Below are 17,906 nucleotides of genomic sequence, written 5' to 3' on the forward strand. Positions count from 1 at the left end.
TTGACGTGAAATTGTCAGTAATTGACAACGCTGTCAATGGCGGTCAACGGGGAGGGTGAGCATGACAAATCCAGTGTTTGACGGTGCTTGGACTCCGCGTCCGCCCGTTGCCGCAGCGGGTCAATTGGACCGGTCTGTTGCCGGTTTCCCATCCCTCTGAACTCAACACCGGGGCGTCGTTGCGGCGCTCCGGTCTTTTCCGCCCGGGGCGAGGCCGTATCCATGAAATCATCCATTCCAGTTCTCGTCGCTGCCGCGGCGCTCGCCGCATGCCAGCCGGTGGCATCCGACCCCGACAGTGCGGTTGCCGCAACCTTGCCGACCGCTCCGGCCGAGCAGGTGGCGATCTGGTCGCCACGCGTGGCGGGCCTGCTCGCCGAGATGACGTTGGAAGAGAAGCTTGGCCAGCTCAACCAGGTTGCCGGCGGACGGTCGAGAAACCTCAATTCGCGCCTCACCCCGGACGAGCTTGACCGGGTCCGGCGCGGCGAGATCGGGTCTTACCTGCATGTCGCCGGCGCCGCGCCCTTGGGGGCTTTGCAACAGGTCGCGGTGGAAGAGAGCCGGCTCGGCATTCCGCTCCTGTTTGCGATGGACGTGGTGCACGGCTATCGCACGATCTTTCCGGTCCCGATCGCCATGGCCAGCAGCTGGGACACGGACGACCTCGTGACCGCCAGCCGGATCGCGGCCGATGAGGCCAGCGCCGCCGGTCTGCACTGGACCTTCGCCCCGATGATCGACATTGCCCGCGATCCGCGCTGGGGGCGGATCGTGGAGGGCGGCGGCAGCGACCCCTATCTCGGCGCCCGCCTGGCGGTGGCGCAAGTGACGGGCTTCCAGGGCGATGATTTGACCGCCGGCAACACGATCATGGCGACGGCCAAGCATTTCGGCGCTTATGGCGCGCCGATCGGCGGTCGCGACTATGGTACCGCCGACCTGTCCGAGCGCAGCCTGCACGAAATCTACCTGCCGCCCTTCCATGCTGCCAGCGCGGCCGGAAGCGGTTCGATGATGACCGCGTTCAACGATATCGCCGGTGTGCCGAGCACGGCCAATGAGCATTTGATCGATGATGTGTTGCGGGCCCGCTGGGGTTTTGACGGCATGATCGTCAGCGACTGGAATGCGGTCGCCGAGCTGATCAATCACGGCGTCGCCGAGACCCGTGTCCAAGCGGCAGCCCTGGCCCTGCGTGCCGGTGTCGACATGGATATGACCAGCGCCGTTTTCGCCAATGACCTGGCCGCTGCCATCGAGGCCGAGCCGGCGCTGATGGCCGATCTCGACCGCGCGGTCGGCCATGTCCTGACCGCCAAGGAACGCCTCGGCCTGTTTGACACGCCGATGGCCTATCATGATGCCGACCGCGAGGCGGCGATGCTGACGGAGACCGCCCGGGCCGAGGCCCGGCGCATCGCGGCGCGCAGTATCGTATTGCTGCAGAACCGGGACGGGGCGTTGCCGCTGGGCGCGGGGACTGGCCGGGTCGCGGTGATCGGGGCGCTGGCAGAAGACGCCTCCACCCAACTCGGTTCCTGGCGAGCGCGCGGTACGCCCGACACGGGTATCTCGCTGCTCGATGGCTTGCGGGATGAGGCGCCTGCCGGTGTCGATATCCGCTATGCATCCGGCGCCGATCCGCGCAGCGATGACCTGTCCGGCCTGCCGGAGGCGGTGGCCGAGGCGATGGCTGCGGATCATGTCATTCTGGTTGTCGGTGAGGATTATGACCTGTCCGGCGAGGCGCGCAGCCGCTCCGACCTGTTCATGCCGGCCAGCCAGCGGGCGCTGGCGAGCGCGGTGCTCGATACCGGGCGCCCGGTCACGGTGGTGCTGGTCAGTGGTCGCCCGCTCGCCATTCCCGATATCGCCGAGCGCGCCGATGCGGTGCTGGCGAGCTGGATGCTCGGCGTCGAGGCCGGACCGGCGCTGGCCGATATCATCTATGGCCGGGTCTCTCCGGCCGGTCGCTTGCCGGTTTCTTTCCCGCGCACCACGGGCCAGGCGCCGTTCACCTATTCGGAATATCCCGGCGGACGCCCGGCCGATCCGGATTTGTCGAATGACAGCAATCGCTTCCATGACCTGCCGATCACGCCGTTATATTCGTTCGGCCACGGGCTGAGCTACGCGGCCTTCGAATATGGCGAATTGCAGCTGGACCGCACGGCGGTCGCGCCCGGAGAGACCGCGCGGCTCACGCTCGCGGTCACCAATACCGGCGACCGCGCTGGAGATGAGGTCGTCCAGCTCTACATGCGCGACCCGGTCGCCTCGGTGGCGCGTCCGCGTCTTGAATTGCGGGGCTTTGCCCGGGTGGCGTTGGAAGCCGGTGAAACACGATCGGTCACCTTTGCGCTGGAGCCGGCGCAGTTTGCGATCTTCCAGTCGCCCGGCGTTTGGCGGATCGAGGCCGGCGATATCGAGCTCAGCGTCGGGGCGTCCTCGGCCGATCTGCGCCAGTCAGCCCGTCTGACCATCACCGGCGACGGCGTATCTGATCGCCCTGCCACCGCCATTGCTACAGGGGTCGAGGTGGAATGATGACGACACGCCGCGCCGTGTTGGCCGGCGCCACGGCCAGTTTTCTGTTGGGCGCGTGTTCACGCAATTCCGGCACGCCGGACCGCAAGATCACGGTCGAGCGGCTTGACCCTCGGCTCGACACCTTGATCGACCCGACCGCAGGGGCTGACCTGCTCGGCACGGGTTACCAATGGGCCGAGGGGCCGGCCTGGGATCGCCAGCGGGCTTGCCTGTATTTCACAGACGTTCCCGGCAATCGCGCCTATCGCTGGCAGCCGGGTGGTCAGGTGGAGACCTGGCTCGACCCGTCCGGAATCCCGCTGGCGGAGGCAGAGGGCTTTCGCGAGCCCGGGGCAAATGGTCTCTGGATGCGCCCCGACGGGCAATTGCTGGCCTGTGTGCATGGTACCCGCTCGGTCGTGATGATCGATCCCGACACGCAGGTCCGGACGCCGCTCGCGACCGGCCTGGCCGGCCAGCGTTTCAACTCACCCAATGACCTCGTGGAAGCGGCAGACGGCAGCATTTATTTCACCGACCCGCCCTATGGGCTGGACGGGCTTGATGCGTCGCCGCTCAAGGAAATGTCGGTCAATGGCGTCTATCGCCGCCGCCCCGACGGCGTGATCGAACGCCTGCTGGACGATATGAGCTTTCCCAACGGGATTGCCCTGTCGCCCGATGGGCGCCGTCTCTACATCGCGCAATCAGATCCGCAAGCGCCGGTAATCCGCGTCCTTGGTCTGGGCCCGCACGGTGCAATCGACAGCGATGAGCTGTTCTATGATGCCGCATCGCTCGACGGCCCCGGCCTGCCGGACGGGATGGCCGTCGATGCGGCCGGCAACCTGTTCGCGACCGGGCCTGGCGGCGTGCTTGTCCTGTCACCCGGAGGCGAGCTTCTGGGACGTATCCTGACCGGGCGCGGAACAGCGAATTGCGCCTTTGGCGGCGCCGACGGACGCAGTCTTTTCATCACCGCCCAAGACCGTCTCCTGCGGGTCGAAACGCAAAGCCGGGGCGTGCAATGGAGCTAGGGGCGCTGCTACAGGAGTTTCGGCCGCTGCTGGCCACCCTGGCGGCGATCATCGCCCTGCTGGTCCTGATCCTGCGGGCGCGCATGCCCGCCTTTGCGGCGCTGATCCTTGTGAGTTGTTTCGCGGCGGTCGCCGCCGGGCTGGCACCAGCGGCGGCGTTTGACACCATCACGCGCGGCATGGGCGGCACGCTCGGCTTTGTGGCGATCGTGATCGGACTTGGCGCCCTGTTTGGTGTCATCATCGAACGCTCAGGCGGGCTGGAGCAATTGGCAAACCGGCTTCTGGCTGGGCGCACGCCGGCCGGCGGGCGCTGGTTGATGGGCGGGCTGGGATTGCTGGCCTCCATCCCGGTCTTCTTCGATGTCGCCCTGATCATCCTCGCACCCCTCGCCTTTGCCTTCGCCCGCAAGACGGGACGGGCCGCCCTGACGTTCGGCCTGCCGCTCGCCTGCGGCCTGGCGGTGGCCCACAGTTTCATCCCGCCCACGCCGGGACCGATCGCCGTGGCCGAAATTCTCGGGGCCGAACTCGGCCTGGTCATCCTGTTCGGTGTGGTGGCGGGTCTGCCGGCCCTGGCCCTGGCCGGGCCGATCTATGCTGGCTGGCTCGACCGCCGTGGATTGCTGGCAGGGACGCCAGATCGCGGCCTGACAATGGAGACACCCGCCGGGGCGTCCGACGCCACACCGGCGCGGGCAGGAGCCGCTGTCTGGGCGGCCGGTCTGATTTGCTTGCCGCTTGTCCTCATCCTGGCCGGAACGCTGGCCGCCCGTCTGGGGATTGGCGGTCTTGCCGGCGATGTGATTGCTTTTGTCGGCCATCCCTTCATGGCGCTCCTGATTGCGTGCGGTGCAACCTTTCTGGTCTTCCGACCGACCGATGATGCGGCGCGGGCGCGTCTCGGCGAGGGATTGTCGCGGGCGCTCGAGCCGTCGGGGGCGGTTATCCTCGTGACCGGCGCCGGCGGTGCTTTCAAACAGGTCCTGGTTGACACCGGCGCCGGTGCCCAGCTGGCCAACGCCGCGACGGCGCTGGGCTTGGCCCCGCTGGTTGCCGGCTTCGTGCTGGCCCTGCTGGTCCGTGTTGCCCAAGGCAGCGCGACGGTGGCGATGATCACGGCGGCCGGTCTGACCGCCCCGCTGGCCAGCGCCGCCGGTCTGGCACCGCCGGACCTGGCCCTGTGCGTGATCGCGATCGCCGCTGGCGCGACCGCTTTGTCGCACGTCAATGACAGCGGATTCTGGCTGGTCAGCCGGATATTCGGCCTCAATGAACAACAAACCCTGCAAAGCTGGACCGTCGCAACGCTGATCATCGGCCTTGCGGGTTTCGCCACGTCGCTCATCCTGTCCCTCTTGGTCTGATGCGGGCCAGAGGGGGAGGCATCTTGGCAACGGGCAATGAGTTTCGGCGTTATGCCGGCTACGGGGTCGGCGATTTCGGCCTGAACATCTATTGGAACGCGCTCTCGCTGGTCCTGATGTTCTGGTATGCCGAAGTGGTCGGGCTCAGCCCTGCCGTCGCAGGGGCAATCTATTTCGTCGGCATGGCCTGGGACGCGGTCACCGATGCGGTTGTGGCAAGCTTGTCGGAACGGACCCGGTCACGCTTTGGCACCTATCGCCCGCATATCCTGTTCGGCGGCGGGGCGCTGGGACTCAGTTTTTGCCTTCTGTTCTGGATCCCGCCGCTCGAGGGCATGGCGTTGATCGCCGTGCTGACAGCGGCGCATGTCCTGTTCCGCACCGTCTATACGATCGTTGCCGTACCCTATTCGGCACTGGCGTCGCGGCTCAGCTATGACAGTGTCGAGCGGACCACATTCTCGGGCGTGCGCATGTTCTTTGCCTTCGCGGGCCTGCTCACCGTGTCCGGCTTGTGGTTCCCGCTGGTGCGTCATTTCGGGGGCGGCGAGGATACGGCGGCGGCCGGCTTCCAGGCGGCGGCTGTTATCGGGGCGCTGGTCGCAACCATCGCGTTGATGCTGTGCTTTGCCGGCACGCGTGAAAAACCGCCACCGGGGCGCTGCGCATCGGCACGGCCGCCGAGCATTTGGCGCTTCATCCTCGCCATCCGTGACAATCACGCTCTGGCGATCCTTCTGATGATGATTTTCCTGCAGTCGGGCGCGGTCGCCAGCCTGTTGATTCCGCTCAGCTTCTTCATCGACGTCAATGCGCCGGTCTTTGCCCGCAAGGAAGTCGTGATGACCGCCTATGCGACGGCGACGCTGGCCTCGATCCCGGTCTGGACCGTCTTCATTCGCCGCTTCGGCAAGAAGGCGGGCTGGGCGCTGGCCTGCGTGTTGGCGATCCTGTGCGGGCTCGATCTTGCCATCAGTGGCGCCCGTGTCGTGGCCGGCGTGCCACTGCAGATCATCGGCTATGGCGCTGCCTTCGGGGCTTTCGGTGTGCTGGTCTGGTCCTTCGTTCCCGATACGGTGGAATACGGGCAGTGGAAGACCGGCGAGCGCAATGAAGGCGCGGTTTTCGGCTCGGTCCTGCTGGTCCAGAAACTGTCCGGGGGACTGATGGGGTTGTTCGTTGGTTTCATGTTGTCGCAGGTCGGCTATGACATTGATGCGACCACCCAGAGCGCTGCAACGGTTGACGGAATCCGCTTCCATATCTTCCTGATGCCATCGTTGCTTCTGGCCCTGTCGACCTTGCTGATTCTGAAATTACCATTGAATCGCACCCTGCATGCCCGCATCGTCGGGCAGATCGGGGGATCGAAATGACGGGTTCGTCGGCTGATGCGCGGGATCCGGTTCCGGGGGAGGCATGGCCATGGCTAGAATGATCGACGTCGCCAACAAGGCGGGTGTCTCCATCAAAACCGTGTCGCGCGTCCTCAACAATGAGCCGCACGTCAAGGAAAGCCTGCGTGACAAGGTCCGCACGGCTGCGGCCGAGGTTGGTTATGTGCCGTCGACGACGGCCCGGGCGCTGCGCAGCCGGCGCTCCTATGCCATCCACCTGGTTAGCCACTCGCACCGTTCGGCCTATGTCAACGCGATCCAGTTCGGCGCAGTGCAAACCTGCCAGCAGCGCGGCTATCAGTTGATGGTGTCGTTGATGGAGGATTTGCGGGACATGCCGGAGGCGGATCTGGTCGCACGCTTTGAGCGCCTGATGGCGGCGAGCAAGCCGGACGGGCTGATCCTGGTGCCACCCTTATCCAATGATGAGCGCCTTTATGGCGTGCTCGAACGGTTTGACGTGCCGGTCGCCCGGGTGGGGCCAAACAATCTGCCCGATGCCCGGATCATCGTGAAAATCAATGAGCGCGAGGCGGCGCGTGAGTTGACCGAACACCTGATATCGCTCGGCCACACGCGGATCGCCTTTGTGCGCGGCAAGGAAGACCAGAACGCCACCCATGAGCGTTTCGCCGGATATCGTGACGCGCTTGACGGGGCTGGAATCGCGCTCGATGAGGCGCTGGTGCAACCCGGTGATTTCAACTTCCCGACCGGGCTGGAAGCGGGCGATGCCCTGTTTGCCCTGGCCAACCGGCCGACGGCCGTGTTTGCGGCCAATGACGACATGGCGGCCGGCGTCCTGATGTCGGCACACCGTTTGCGGATCGATGTGCCGGATGATCTGTCGGTGGTTGGGTTCGACGATTCCGAGATCGCCGAGAAAATGTGGCCGGCGCTCACCACCGTCCGCCAGCCGCTCCTGACGATGGGTAATGAGGCGACGCGTCAGCTGATCGATGCGGCGACCAATCAGCTCCCGGGCATGCAAGACGTGCCGAACGAGTATCTCGACTACGAGATCATCCATCGCGATTCCACCGGGCCCGCCCCCCGGAACTGACGCCAAGGTCACGACTGCGCAATGTCATGCGTTTAATTTGACTCTGCCCTCCCGGCATACTCAAACTTGGAAAAGCTGGCCGATCCGACACAATAACACGGACGGTCAGCGTACTGGGAGGATAATCATGACCGCAGATGTGCCGGCTGCCCCGGTCGCGCCGACGTTGCCCGCGCCCGGCGACGGACCCGAGCCGACGATCAAGCGCTCGACCATTTTCCTGCATGGTTCGCTGGCGCTGCCGCTCGCGGTTTATGGCTATCCGCTGGCGATCTGGCTGCCGGCCCACTATTCCGGCCAGCTCGGCCTGTCGCTGCAGGCGATCGGCCTGATCATCATGATCGCACGCTTCACGGATGTTTTCACCGACCCGCTGATGGGGGAAATTTCCGATCGCGGACGGACCCGGTTCGGGCGCCGCAAACCCTATATCGCGCTGGGCGCGCCGGCCCTTATGGTGTCGGCCTGGTTCCTCTTCGTGCCGCCAACGGGCGCCGGCATTCTCTATTTCCTGGTCTGGCTGACCCTGTTTTTCGCCAGCGCCACCATGATCCAGATCCCCTTCCGGGCCTGGGGTGCGGAATTATCGGCCAATTACCATGTCCGCAGCCAGGTCACGGCAGCGCGGGAATTCTACTATCTGACCGGTCTGCTGATGGCGGCCGCCGTGCCGATGGTGATCGAGATTTTCGCCGATGGCGGCGCGGTGACTGAGATTTTCGCGGCAATCTGGCGCGATGTGACCGGCGCTTTCACCGGCGAACTGATGACCCGCACCCCGACCAGTCGGGCGGCGCTCACCGGGCCGGTCCTGATGGGGCTGGCGATTGCCATCATCATTGCCGTTCCCCTGCTTTCGACCCTGATCATCACCACCGTCAAGGAGCCACCACCCGCCTTGCGTGAGCGGGTGCCGATGGTCGAGGGTTTCCGTCATCTTTGGCGCAACGGGCCGATGCGCCGGGTTCTCATCATCGCTTTCCTGGTGATTGCCGGTGAGAGCCTGCGCAACGCCGTCTCACTCTTCTTCATCCGCGACATCATCGGCATTCCGACGATCGGCGCGGCCTATTTCCTGTATTTCATCTCCGGAATTGCGGCGATCCCGTTCTGGCTCTGGCTGGGCAAGAAACTCGGCAAACACCGGGCTTTCATGGTCACGCTCGGCTTTGTCAGCGTGGTCAGCGCCAGCAATCTCTTGCTTGGCCGCGGTGATTATTTCGCCTTTTTCTGCCTCTTCCTGCTCAAGGGCTTCGCCTTTGGCGGTTTGCAATTCCTGCCGCTGGCCATGCTCGCCGACGTCGTCGATATCGACAGTGTCCGGTCCGGTGGCCGTCGCGCCGGGACCTATTTTGCGGTGCTCGGCCTGTCGGAAAAACTGGCGGCGGCGATCTTTACCGGTCTGGCGCTGGGGATTGTCGGCCTGCTGGGCTATCAGGCGTCGGGCAATCTGGAGGCGTCGAGTGCCATCGGCGTGCTGTCGCTGCGGCTGGTCTACTGCCTTGGACCGATCGCGCTCTATGCGCTCTCAGTTCCGCTGATCTGGAGCTATCCGCTGACACCGATGCGCCACGCCCGGTTGCACGCGGGGCTTGCCAGGAAACTCGACAGGCGCGCCCGCGCTGCCGCGGCGGCACAGGCAAGCGATATGTGAGTCAGCCCGGATCGGCGACAGGCATCATGGCGCTCGACCGTAATCAGGCCGCCTTACCGGCGCCGCGCGCCTTGAGCTGGGATGCCGGCAGCGGATGTCCGAAATGCCAGCCTTGCAGGTATTCAAAGCCGAGCAGTCGCAGCATTGCGGCCTGGCCTTCGGTTTCCACGCCTTCAGCGACCATTTCCAGGGACAGGGCGTCGCCCAGCAGGGCGAGGGCCTGAAGCATCTTGTTGGGGCCTTCGCCGCGGCCGATCGTCTGCACGAAGCTCTTGTCGATCTTGATCTTCGAGAAGGGCAGCATGTGCAGATAGCCCACCGAGGCGAATCCGGTCCCGAAATCGTCGAGATTGACCTTGAAGCCAGCGTCGTGAAGTTCCATCAGGCGCGCCTTGGCACGGTCGAAATCCTCAACGAGAACCGCCTCGGTCAGTTCGAATTCGATCTGGTCTGCCGTCATGCCGTGGGAGCGCAGCTCGCGCAGATAGCGTTCGCACAGGCGTTCGTCGGTCAGCTGGGCCGGTGACAGGTTGATCGATACCGAATGGGGCGCGTCGGCCCCGATCTCTTCGCACACTGAGCGTACCACGAAATCGCCCAAGCGGCGGATCAGCTTGGAGTTTTCGGCAACCGGAATGAAGACGTCCGGCGGCACCGCGCCGCGGGTCGGATGCTCCCAGCGCAACAGCGCCTCAACCGAGGCCGTGCTGCCATCGGACGAGCGGGCGATGGGTTGGTAGACAACGAAGAATTCATTGCGCTCAAGACCGGCTTCGATGTCGGCTTCCAGCGCCCGGCGGGCATCGGCTTCAAGTCCGAGGCTGGCATTGAAGACAAGCGGCTTGTCGAGCTGGTCCGCCTTGGCGCGATACATGGCGAGGTCGGCGTCATGGATCAGCTGGGTGAAGGGTTTGGGATTGCCCGGGTCCGAATGGGCAATGCCGATCGCGGCCCCGATCTCGAAGGCTCGACCGTCAATATCGAACGGTCGAGCGAGGCAAGCGGATAGGTTGCGCGCGATGTCGAGCGCCGCCTGGGCGCCATCGGCGCCGATCAGTGCGCAGGCGAACTCATCACCGCCAATGCGCGCGATGTGGACGGTGCCATCGACCGCGCCGCGGAAGCGGTGGGCCACGCGACGGATCACGTCATCACCGGCGCGGTGACCGGCTTTGTCATTGACCGCCTTGAAGCCGTTGAGGTCGATATAGATTACCGCCGCTTCGCCATTCCCGGCCGCTTGCCGCGCGGCGCGACTTTCGATGAAGCTCGTGAAGCCCAACCGGTTCGGAAGGCCGCTCAGATTATCGGTTCCGGCCGCGATGACGGCGCGTTTTTCGTTGTTTTCGGCGTGCCGGGCGAGTGTCCGCGCCTTGTGGGCGATCAGCTGGGCGCCGACGAAGAAGATGGCGATGTAGGCCAGCAACGGGATGAAGGCGAGGCGCAGCGTGTCCAGTCCGGGCCGAGAGGCTTGCCAACTCATCCAGCCCACAAGGTGGCCATTATCGTCCCTCAGTTCGAGCCCGGTGGTGTTTCGCGGCATGGCGCCGTCGTGCAAGGCAGCCCCCGACACCAGGAAAACGTCATGGGTCGCGGTCAGGAAGTCATCATCCATGGCCGCGCCAAGCACGATGATCGGATCCTTCATGGGATCTGTCATCGACGCCCGGTCGTCATATTCACCCATCACGGTCACCGAAGCGAGATAGGGGATGCCGCCGATGTCGAGGAAATGGGTCGCGATATAGCGGCCTTGCTCATAGGCCGCCGCCAGGTCGGCACGCAGGGCTGCGATGTCGTCATGTGTCAGGACATCGGTCCGGACTTGGCTGCCGGTATCCCGGTGCCAACTCATGCCGTCGACATTGTCGGTTGAAGACAGGGCGACAAAGTCGAATGCGCCGTGGTCGGAGAAGGATGATGACAGGCTGCCGGTTAGAACGCGCTCTTCCTGTTCATTCCACAGCGTGAGCACTTCGCCCCACCAGCCATAATCCGTGACCCAGATCTCGTTCTGGCGGGTTGTGGCCTCGATGCCTGCGGACAATAGTCGGCGATCATTGCGTTCGGCGTTGCGGTTCAGGGCGCCGACGAAGAAGTAGATTGTGAGAACGGAGGCAATCAGACTCACCAGCGTCGCCACATTGATGTAGCGGCTCAAAGTGCTGTCGAGTGTCCGTCCCATCCAGTCCACCTTTTGGTCGTCTTGGACGGGAAAGCGTGCCGGAAACTCGTAAAGGCCTCGTCAGCAAAGCGACGGAATTTGGGGCAAATTGCAGTTGTCAAACGCAAGTTGCGTCATATTTCATGCAGGTGTGCAGCCTGTGAGCGTGTCCTGGAGCGTTGCTGCCAACGGTTTGGCGTAGACAAATTGCCCGACATCGATCCGCCCTGTGCGGAAGCCGGCCTCGCAATAGGCAAGGTAAAAGCGCCAGATTCGGTCAAACCGGGCGTCAAAGCCCATCGCTTCAATATCGGGCCAGCTCGCCCGGTAGCTGCGATGCCAGGCTGACAGGGTGCGGGCATAGCTGTCGCCGAACATGGTCTGTGCCTGCGGCACCAGCTCGGCCTCGCGGGCGAGTTCTGCGAGAAGGGGGACCGGCGGCAGCATCCCGCCCGGGAAGACATATTTCTGGATGAAATCCGCCGAGGTCCGGTAGTCGGCGAAATCGAGTTCCCGGATGGTGATGATCTGGAGGGCCGCCTTCCCGCCGGGCTTCAGGCAATGATGCAGGCGCTGGAAATATACTGGCCAATGGGCCTCGCCGACCGCCTCGAACATCTCGATGGAGGCGATGGCGTCGAAGCGCTCATCGACATCGCGATAGTCCTGCAGGCGAAGATCGGCCCTGTCAGCCAGTCCGGCCGCATCGAGGCGCGCGCGGGCAAAGTCGAGCTGTTCCTGGGACAGGGTTACCCCGGTGACATGGCAGCCATAGTCGCGGATCGCGACCTCGGCGAACCCGCCCCAGCCGCAACCAATCTCAAGCACCCGATCGCCGGGTTTGAGTTTGAGGCTGTCACAGATGCGGCGATATTTGCGCGCCTGGGCGTCGGCCAGGCTTTCATCGTCATTGGCAAAGACCGCCGAGGAATAGGTCATGCTGTCATCGAGCCATTGGCGATAGAAGTCATTGCCGAGGTCGTAGTGGAAAGAGATGTTGCGACGACTGCCGCGCCGGGTGTTGCCGTTCAGCCAGTGCTGGACCCGGCCCAGAATGCGGCTTGGCCCTCCGCGCCCACGCGCCGCCGAGACCTGGTCGAGTTCGCGGGCAAGCGCGGTCAGCAGGACCGGCAGGTCGGCGGTGTCCCACTCGGCATTCACGAAGCCCTCGGAAAAGCCGAGCGTACCGCTCGCCGCGATCCGCAACAGGGCGTTCCATTTGTGGATGGTCCAGTCGGCGCTGAGTTCGGATTGTTCCGGTCCGACGGTAAAACGATAGCCTCCGGGCAGCTCGACCCGCAGCCGGCATGAGGTCAGTCCGGCGAGGGCCTGCGAAATCCGGCGCGCGGCGAAGGCTTGCAGGCGCGACGGCCTGAGGCTCCGCGCCTGGGATTTGTTGCTGTACGCGTCCATCAATGCCTCCCGGGCGTTGTGTCAATGGTTCCGCGGCGGGGGGCAAAGGTCGCCAACCCCTTCAGGCGCAGTTTCAGCGCCTCCCACAGGATAGCAAAAAAGATGCGTGCCGTATTGCCCCCGACGAGCCAGGCTACGGCGCCAAGCGCTGACGGGGTGAGCGGCTTCAAGGTGGCAGTGTGCACGGCGCTGAGGATGCGTTGTCCGTCACGCACCAGCTGGATGCCGAGCTGATAGGTCGCGCCGTGGCGCGCCAGCCGGAATATGTATTCGCCGGCCACCGGATTGAAAGGCGAGACGAAGAAACGCTTGTCCGCCACGAAACGCACGGCTTCGTCCGGGTCGTGGTCCCGCGGCAGGTTTACGGCGTAGGCGCCGCGACCGCTGTGGAAATTGCTGACCTCGAAGACCAGCCCGGCCAGCGAACCGTCGGGCCGGAAGGCGAAGAAGACCGAGACCGGGTTGAAGGCGAGGCCAAGAATGCGGGGGGCGGCGAGCAGCTGGATACGGCCCAGCTCGCTTTCGAGACCGACCGCGCGCAGGCGTGCCTCGACCCAGGCGCGCACTGTCATGTCGGGACGCCCGAAATCGCGTGTGAACAGGCTGACCAGGGCGGGCCTGTTGAAACCGAACACGACATTGCGTGAGGCCGGCGTGTCGGGGCCGTCGATATCCACCAGTACCGACGCCATGCGATAGCGCAGGCTGTGATGGCGCGGCCGATGGCGCGTATGGCCGACCTGACCAATCGCGAGGGAGGCAGGCAGAGCCCTCATTCGGCGGCGATGGCGAGCGTGTCCGCCGCCGTGTCCGCTTCGGTGTCGGTCGGCATGTCGACCCGCGTGTCGGCCAAGTGTCCGGGCCAGGCGATGCGGGCGTTCATCTCCGGGTGTGACCATGGACGCAGCGGCGCGCCCAGCGCTTCGGCAACCAGCAGGCCGGACTGCAGCCCGTCCTCATGGAAACCGGATCCGAGCCAAGCGCCGCTATACCAGACGCCGCCGCGTCCCTGGATCGCACCGATTGCGCTTTGGGCGGCAATCGCGGCTTGGTCGAACACCGGATGATCGTAGTGATCGGTGCGCAGGACACGCGCCGGATCGGGCTCGGTCTGCGGGTTCAAGGTCACCAGGACCGGGCTTGAAACCGGCAGGGGCTGCAGCCGGTTCATCCAGTAGGTCAGGGAAATTTCCCGGGTATCGCCCCGGCTGCGCTCGAGATAGTTCCAGCTCGCCCAGGCGGATCGGCGTGCCGGCATCAGTCGGGTATCCGTGTGCAGCACTGCCGTGTTGGGACGATAGCGGATGGCCGAGAGCAGGCTGGTTTCCTGCCGGTCGGCATCGGCGAGCAGGGCCAGCGCCTGGTCGGAATGGCAGGCAAAGACCACGGCGTCGAAGTCTGCGGTGGCGCCATCGCCCAGGGTCAGCGTCACACCCTCGGCATTGCGCCGGACGGCATGGACCGGTGTCGACAGCGCGATCTCGCCTTTGATCGCACCGGCAAGCGCGCTGACATAGGCTTGGCTGCCACCGGTGATGGTCCGCCATTGCGGGCGGTCGGTCAGCTGCAGCAGCCCGTGATTGAGGAAGAAGCGGAAGAAGGCGTCGGCCGGGAAGCCGCGCATCTGGTCGACCGGCGACGACCAGATCGCCGCACACATCGGCAGGATGTGATCTTCGCGGAAAGCGCGCGAATAACCTTTCTGCTTCAGGAAGTCGTCGAGCGTGAGGGCGCTTGCCGTGCGTGCCCTGTCGCGGGCGTGACGGTTCAGGCGCAGGATATCGGCGATCATCCGCCACATGCGCGGGCGCAGCACGTTGCGGCGCTGGGCAAACAGGCCCGACGGGTTGGACGAATACTCGAACCCGCCATTGCCGATGGATGCGGCAAAGGACATGTCGCTCTCGGCGGTTTCGACCCCAAGTTCATCAAGCAGGCCGACAAAATTCGGGTAGTTGCGCGGATTATAGACGATGAAGCCGGTGTCGACCCCGAAGGCCCGCTCCCCGATCTCGATCTGCGCAGTATTGGCGTGCCCACCCAGCCGGTCAGCCGCTTCGAAGAGTGTCACCGCCTGCGTTTGCGACAGGCGCCAGGCGGCGGCAAGACCGGAGATGCCGGATCCGATGACGGCGATGCGGCGGGGGATTTGATGGGACATGCGCTGTCTCGCATTCGAGCTGGTGGCCGGGTTGGTGTTGATGGCTACGCAGCGCACCGGTCCGCGGATCACATCGCAATCCATGTAAAATGCGGTCGCTCGAGTGATCCGCTTCGCGGCTGTCATCGTAGGGCGAAGCATGTACGCTGCGGCCGAGATATCCATTCGTCCGGCCCGGAGCCGGGCCGTCGACCCGGGAAAGGGGCGCATGACGGACATGACGGACAGGCCGACCCTTTCGGATGCGGCCCGGGAAATGTCAGCCCTTTTGGTGCGGGTGGGTCAGACACACGACCGGGCTGCGTTTCGCGTCGTGTTTGATCATTTTGCGCCGCGTATCCGGGCCTTCCTGTTGCAACGGAGACTGGCTCCGGCGCAGGCGGACGATCTGACCCAGGACGTGATGCTGGCCGTCTGGCGGCGTGCGGCGAGTTATGACCCGGCCAAGGCCGCTGCCTCGACATGGATTTACACGATCGCGCGCAACCAGCACATCGACCAATTCCGCAAGGCTCAGCGCGCCAGCAAAATGGACGAAACCGACCCGTCGCTGCAGCCGGTCCCGATGCCGGCGGCGGACCTTCTGTTTGAACAGGCCGAGTCTGCCGAGACGGTCGGTGCGGCGCTCGAAAGTCTCTCAGCGGACCAGCGCGAGGTTGTCGCGATGGCCTTCAATGAAGGCCTTTCCCACAGTGAAATCTCCGAGCGGCTGAATGTGCCGCTCGGAACCGTCAAATCCCGCATACGGCTGGCCATGAGCAAGCTGAAGACCACCCTTGGAGAACTGGAATGACCCAACGCGGTCACGTGCTTGACGATGCCTGGTATCTTGATTTCGCGGCCGGTTCGCTGGCCAGCGAAGCGGAGGCCGTGCTCGTTCGTTCGCATGTTGAACTCAATGAAGATGCCAGTGAACGTGTCGCCAGGCTGGATCGTGTCGGTGGCGTTTTGTTGGAGCGTCTGCCGGCCGGACAAGCCCTGCCCTTCAATGCCGATGATTTGCTGGCCCTGGCCGAGGCGGACGATGTCGTTCCTGCCGAGACGCCGGCATTTGAGTTGCCCGGGGAACTCGACGGTATCGATGTTCCACAGGCCCTGAAGACCTATCTCGCGGAAACCGGTGTGCGTGTGAAATGGGAGTTTCTCGGTCCCGGACTTCGCAAGGCGATCCTGTGGCGGGGCGAGGGAGACACCAATTTGTGGCTGCTCAAGGCTGAGCCCGGGGTGGCGATCCCGCACCATGGTCACAACGGATCTGAACTCACCCTGGTGCTGAAAGGCAGTTTCTGGGACGGGGACCAGGAATATCGTCGCGGCGATGTTGAAGAGGCGCATCCCGATATCGAGCACGATATCCGCATTGACCCGTCCGGCGTTTGTGTCTGTCTGGCCCTGACGCATGGCAAGTTGCGATTTGCCAACCCGCTTTTGCGGGCATTTCAGGTCTTTACCGGACTCTGATCCGGCGAGGTGCGGCCCGCCTGGGCTTTTGCGCGAGTGACGAAGGCGGGTGCGGGCGCCATGCGTTTGCGCTACCATCACGGATCACGTGATTTCGTCAGGTGCCGGGGTGACGGTCAGCATGAGTGTGAAGACGCGGGCGAACAAGCAGTCCGGAGCGACGATCAAGGACGTGGCCAACGCCGCTGGCGTCTCGGCGATGACGGTGTCACGCGTGCTGAACGCTGAGCCCAATGTCCGCCCGGCAACGCGCGAACGGGTCCAGTCGGCCATTCTCGAGCTGAACTACCGTCCCAATCTGTCTGCCCGCAATCTGGCGCGCGCCAACGCCTATTTCATCGGCTTGCTGTATGACAATCCCAGCGCCGGCTATATCAGCGAATTGCTGATCGGCGCCCTCAATCGCTGCCGCTCCTCGGGCTATCATCTGGTGCTGGAGAGTTGCGGTGCCGCAGACGAGGACTGGACCAGCCAGATCGCTGACATGCTGCGGACTTCCAATTTCGACGGCGTGATCATGCCGCCGCCGGTCTGTGATCATCCTGACGTTCTTGATGCCGTTGCCGAGGCCGGCATCCCCTATGTCCGCATTGCGCCCGATACAGACATAGACCGGGCGCCCTGTATCCTGACCGATGACCGGGCAGCAGCGCGCCGGATGACCGAATATCTGATCGGCCTTGGCCATACGCGGATCGGTTTCATTCTCGGACCGACCGAGCACGGTGCCAGCCGTGAACGTCATGCCGGCTTCCTTGAAGGCCTGGCGGCGCACGGGATCGAAAGTGATCCGGCGTTGATCGCCGCCGGGGCGTTTACCTACAAGTCCGGTCTTGAGGCGGCCGATGTGCTGCTGTCACTCGAACAGCGCCCGACCGCGATTTTTGCCTCGAATGACGACATGGCCGTGGCGGTGATTGCGCTGGCACACAAGCATGCGCTGGACGTGCCGCGTGACCTGACCGTGGTCGGCTTTGACGACACCCAGACCGCGACCGCGATCTGGCCGCAACTGACCACGGTCCGGCAACCGATTTCCGACATGTCGAGTGCCGCCGTCGAGCTGTTGGCCAGCCATCTCAATGGCGATGAGAATGCCGTCGCCCGGTGTGAAATCCGGTCCGAAATCGTGATCCGTGACTCGTCGACCGGACCTGCCCGCTAGCTTCACAAACCGGTCGACAGCGGCCAAGCTGCAACGGTGGCTTCGTGCCGGCGGCAAACCGGTGGACAATTGTCTGCCATGCCATGGCACGAGGCTTGGCCTGCAGTGACGGAGACCTGATTTGAGCAATTGGCAAGACCATCCGGAAGTGGACCCAACGATCATCCAGGGCCTGATCGATGCTGTCGGGCATGATGCCTTTTCGGGCATGCGGGATCAGTTCGTGACCGATCTGCGGTCTCTCGCCGAGGCGTACAAGCAGGCTCATGCCGGCGCCGATTTCGACCAGGCGCGCGCGCATGCGCACGCTCTCAAAGGGGCGGCTGCCAATATCGGACTGGTGCAGCTCAGCGTGATCGCCGGTCAGCTTGAGCGCGACGGGTCTGATCCGGGTTCCGATCTCGCCGCCATCCTCGACCGGTCAATTGTGCGTCTGGAAGCTGCGTCTTGAGGCTGGCCGCAGCTGGTTGTCTGCCAGGCTGCGCACATGAC

The 17,906-nt window shown here is 64.4% G+C and carries 14 protein-coding genes; 10 read left to right on the forward strand and 4 right to left on the reverse strand.

What is annotated here, in order from left to right; genetic code table 11:
- Positions 1 to 222: 222 nt before the first annotated feature.
- The 6 genes from AWH62_RS00065 (at position 223) to AWH62_RS00090 (ending at position 9,050) form a co-directional block, all read left to right on the forward strand.
- Positions 223 to 2,550 (forward strand): glycoside hydrolase family 3 N-terminal domain-containing protein, encoded by a 2,328-nt coding sequence (locus tag AWH62_RS00065; RefSeq protein WP_075188429.1) that lies wholly within the window; start codon positions 223 to 225, stop codon positions 2,548 to 2,550.
- On the forward strand, positions 2,547 to 3,569 hold the full coding sequence (locus AWH62_RS00070) for an SMP-30/gluconolactonase/LRE family protein (RefSeq protein ID WP_233128210.1): 1,023 nt from the start codon (positions 2,547 to 2,549) through the stop codon (positions 3,567 to 3,569). Before AWH62_RS00065 ends, AWH62_RS00070 begins: the two co-directional genes overlap by 4 nt.
- Positions 3,560 to 4,936 carry a GntP family permease gene (locus AWH62_RS00075; RefSeq protein WP_075188430.1) on the forward strand — a complete coding sequence of 459 codons (1,377 nt, stop codon included), beginning with the start codon at positions 3,560 to 3,562 and terminating at the stop codon, positions 4,934 to 4,936. The genes AWH62_RS00070 and AWH62_RS00075 overlap by 10 nt, the downstream gene beginning before the upstream one ends.
- 23 nt (positions 4,937 to 4,959) lie before the next feature.
- Positions 4,960 to 6,312, forward strand: coding sequence for an MFS transporter (locus AWH62_RS00080; RefSeq protein WP_233128211.1), 1,353 nt, complete (start codon positions 4,960 to 4,962; stop codon positions 6,310 to 6,312).
- Positions 6,313 to 6,361: 49 nt separating this feature from the next.
- Positions 6,362 to 7,396, forward strand: coding sequence for a LacI family DNA-binding transcriptional regulator (locus AWH62_RS00085; protein WP_075188932.1), 1,035 nt, complete (start codon positions 6,362 to 6,364; stop codon positions 7,394 to 7,396).
- Positions 7,397 to 7,523: 127 nt separating this feature from the next.
- A complete protein-coding gene (locus tag AWH62_RS00090; protein ID WP_075188432.1) occupies positions 7,524 to 9,050 on the forward strand; it encodes an MFS transporter in 1,527 nt (508 codons plus the stop codon).
- A 43-nt stretch (positions 9,051 to 9,093) separates the two neighbouring features.
- Here the strand turns inward: AWH62_RS00090 and AWH62_RS00095 are convergent, their stop codons facing one another.
- From AWH62_RS00095 to AWH62_RS00110, 4 genes are all read right to left on the reverse strand, one after another.
- A complete protein-coding gene (locus AWH62_RS00095) occupies positions 9,094 to 11,235 on the reverse strand; it encodes a bifunctional diguanylate cyclase/phosphodiesterase (protein ID WP_075188433.1) in 2,142 nt (713 codons plus the stop codon).
- A gap of 120 nt (positions 11,236 to 11,355) precedes the next feature.
- Positions 11,356 to 12,627 (reverse strand): cyclopropane-fatty-acyl-phospholipid synthase family protein, encoded by a 1,272-nt coding sequence (locus tag AWH62_RS00100; protein WP_075188434.1) that lies wholly within the window; start codon positions 12,625 to 12,627, stop codon positions 11,356 to 11,358.
- The gene (locus AWH62_RS00105; RefSeq protein ID WP_075188435.1) at positions 12,627 to 13,403 is read right to left on the reverse strand and encodes a DUF1365 domain-containing protein; all 777 of its coding nucleotides are present in this window, start codon (positions 13,401 to 13,403) and stop codon (positions 12,627 to 12,629) included. The genes AWH62_RS00100 and AWH62_RS00105 overlap by 1 nt, the downstream gene beginning before the upstream one ends.
- Positions 13,400 to 14,788, reverse strand: coding sequence for an NAD(P)/FAD-dependent oxidoreductase (locus tag AWH62_RS00110; protein WP_083634938.1), 1,389 nt, complete (start codon positions 14,786 to 14,788; stop codon positions 13,400 to 13,402). The genes AWH62_RS00105 and AWH62_RS00110 overlap by 4 nt, the downstream gene beginning before the upstream one ends.
- Before the next feature lie 208 nt (positions 14,789 to 14,996).
- Here AWH62_RS00110 and AWH62_RS00115 point away from each other — a divergent pair, with 208 nt between their 5' ends.
- The 4 genes from AWH62_RS00115 (at position 14,997) to AWH62_RS00130 (ending at position 17,865) form a co-directional block, all read left to right on the forward strand.
- Complete coding sequence (locus AWH62_RS00115; RefSeq protein ID WP_158025515.1) at positions 14,997 to 15,581, forward strand: sigma-70 family RNA polymerase sigma factor; 585 nt, start codon at positions 14,997 to 14,999, stop codon at positions 15,579 to 15,581.
- Positions 15,578 to 16,249 carry a ChrR family anti-sigma-E factor gene (locus AWH62_RS00120; protein ID WP_075188436.1) on the forward strand — a complete coding sequence of 224 codons (672 nt, stop codon included), beginning with the start codon at positions 15,578 to 15,580 and terminating at the stop codon, positions 16,247 to 16,249. The genes AWH62_RS00115 and AWH62_RS00120 overlap by 4 nt, the downstream gene beginning before the upstream one ends.
- Positions 16,250 to 16,370: 121 nt before the next feature.
- Positions 16,371 to 17,414 (forward strand): LacI family DNA-binding transcriptional regulator, encoded by a 1,044-nt coding sequence (locus AWH62_RS00125; RefSeq protein WP_075188437.1) that lies wholly within the window; start codon positions 16,371 to 16,373, stop codon positions 17,412 to 17,414.
- Between the two features lie 121 nt (positions 17,415 to 17,535).
- Positions 17,536 to 17,865, forward strand: coding sequence for an Hpt domain-containing protein (locus AWH62_RS00130; protein WP_075188438.1), 330 nt, complete (start codon positions 17,536 to 17,538; stop codon positions 17,863 to 17,865).
- Positions 17,866 to 17,906 lie beyond the last annotated feature (41 nt).

Origin of the sequence: Maricaulis sp. W15 (assembly GCF_001924955.1) — a bacterium.
Lineage (GTDB): Bacteria > Pseudomonadota > Alphaproteobacteria > Caulobacterales > Maricaulaceae > Maricaulis > Maricaulis maris.